Below are 2311 nucleotides of genomic sequence, written 5' to 3'. Positions count from 1 at the left end.
ACCCGCGGTGTAGAGGTTCGACGCGTCAGTTAAATTTGTATCAAGGTAAACGCCACCGAAGCGCTCATCAAAGTTAGCCAAACGAAAGCGAATGTTCTCAGATTGGGTGAAGTACTCACCAATCATGATGGTTTGCGTTTGGTATTCGCCATTGCCGTATAGGTTGTTAAAACCGCCACCGGCAACCAGTTTGATTTCACCGTTGTGGTCAGTTGCGATGCCGCCACGCCATGCTGTGTTACGAGGGTCAGCGTCGTGAACTTGTGAGTCTGCTGCGAATGCGTTGCTAGAAAGAGTCAATGCTGCAATGCTAAGAGCTAGAAGAGTTTTGTTGCTTTTCATAATATGTGCCTTTAAGAATTTATATGTTTGTATAAAGGCACATCCTTGTGCAGTAATTCCGTGGATGTTTTATTGTGCTGACTGAGTCAGCTTGTCTTATTTTTATTGTGTCTATCTAGAACTGGTAGTTCACTTCAATTCTGTGGTCGCCATTGGCGTAATTCGTGTTTTCTGTCCAGTTTGCAAAGTAGCGAACATTGGTACGAGGGTTAATTTGGTAACTCAGAGCCGCTTCGTGTAGCAATACGCTGTCGTCGTTGTCCATTCCGTGGTTCTTAAATGTGTCAGATCCAGACATCGTGCCAGTGTACATTGGGTTGTAGTTCAACCAGATGTTTTCGGTAATTTCTAACTTGCTGTATAGGCCCGCCACATAAAACGTACCATGTAAGTCCCAGCGGTCTTGTGCTTGTGCTTCACCCGCGCCAGATCCGTCAAGTGTTTCACCAAACGCCACCCCGACACCTGCTAATGGGTAGAGGTTAAGTGGTCCCATTTTTGGCAGTGCTTGGATTAAGCTGTATGAAGCTGTCCCTTGTGTACCTATATCAGTGAAACCTAAGTTCACATCCACTTGTGCGCCGCGCCCGTTGGTCATATCAACGTTAAAGTTACGGTAGCGAAGAGCATCAATGCTGTCGTCTGCACCGCGGCCATTCCAGCCAATGGCATCGCCTGCAAAGCCTTTCACTTCCAGAACATTCATGCCCATGGTGCTCTCACTGCCAGTGTCGTACGTTTGACCTACTTTTAAATTTAAACCCTTGTCGGTATAGCCAAGACCTGCTTGTGTATAGACTGCAAGAGGGTCTGACATATCTTGAACATCTGAATCATTTGCGATTGAGTGTGCTGATACCGTTAACGCGCCCGCGATAACAAGACATAGAATCGTTTTACTGCTTTTCATTAGAAGTGCCTTTTATTGTTTAGAGGCACGTCCTTGTGCAAATTTTTATGATGGTTTATTTGATAATTTTATTTAGCCACGATAGTTGGCAGTGTGTACTCACCGTCGATAACAGATTGAGCAGGCTCATAAACACGGAACAACAGGTTCCAGCCGTCGGTCGTGTCTAGGCGGTTTGTGACGTCACCACATTGCTCTACGCTTCCGTAGTTAATCGTTACAGTGCCGTCTTCATTTTTGTCAGTAGAAGCGCTATTGATGTTGTTATTATCTGAGAACATGTAACCTTCAGCGGTGTAAACTGTGACAGACCAGAATGCTGTATTCTCTGGTTGTTCGTAGTTGGCTGTGTAACAAGTATCAGTGCCTAGCTCAGGAGACTGTGCGATGTATACGGTTTCTTCACTTGGGAACAGACCCCAAGATGTCGCCACTGCCATATTGTGACCTTTATACAGGTCTACCGTGCCACGGGCACCTTGCCAGTCGTTCGGGTATTGAGTTACCGCTTTGAAAGGATCGTCGTAAGAAGCACGAAGCTCAAGCATACCTTCCCAGTCCCAATTAACCATTGGCTTTGGCTCTGTACTGCCTGACTTAACGACGACGCCATTTAAAATGTCACGTGCAATTGAAGTGTCAGTAGCATCTTGTGCATCGAATAGTTGAATACGTGGAATAACAACGATGTAACGAGTATCGGCTTGCTCTTCAAATGTATGTACTGTGTCAGAGCCTTTTAAAACACCAATCGTTTTGTGGTCGTTATCTAGCAGGTAAACTGAAACGTAACGATCATCCTGGTGCTCAGGGATGGTAATAGTAAAGCCTTTGCTAGTATCAACTGGGATAGCGCCGTAAAGCGTATCGCGATTCATGCGCGGTACTGGCTGAATGTCTGTTGGTGTTGCTTCTTCGAAAATAAGGCCATGGTTCATGCCGCCCGCTTCGATGAATCTGAAGATACGAGCGTCCATTTCTGCTTCCGCAAAGTTTTGCACGTTGACTGGAATTGGCGCTTCTTGAGCCAGTGCGTTAGACGCAGATAAAGAAAGAGCA

The 2311-nt window shown here is 45.9% G+C and carries 2 protein-coding genes and 1 pseudogene; all 3 read right to left on the bottom strand.

All coding sequences use genetic code 11. The features are described from left to right. Positions 1 to 342, bottom strand: a pseudogene (locus KP803_RS21685) (hypothetical protein); the annotation flags it as partial. 115 nt (positions 343 to 457) lie between these two features. Beyond that, on the bottom strand, positions 458 to 1252 hold the full coding sequence (locus tag KP803_RS21680; RefSeq protein ID WP_248010936.1) for a hypothetical protein: 795 nt from the start codon (positions 1250 to 1252) through the stop codon (positions 458 to 460). Between the two features lie 68 nt (positions 1253 to 1320). Continuing rightward, positions 1321 to 2311 (bottom strand): DUF1214 domain-containing protein (locus KP803_RS21675; RefSeq protein ID WP_248010935.1); only part of this gene is annotated, 991 nt, incomplete at its 5' end.

This window comes from Vibrio amylolyticus (genome assembly GCF_023145695.1).
Lineage (GTDB): Bacteria > Pseudomonadota > Gammaproteobacteria > Enterobacterales > Vibrionaceae > Vibrio > Vibrio amylolyticus.
The sequence above is the reverse complement of the archived record's forward strand: the minus strand, read 5'-3'. Positions and strand labels throughout refer to the sequence as shown.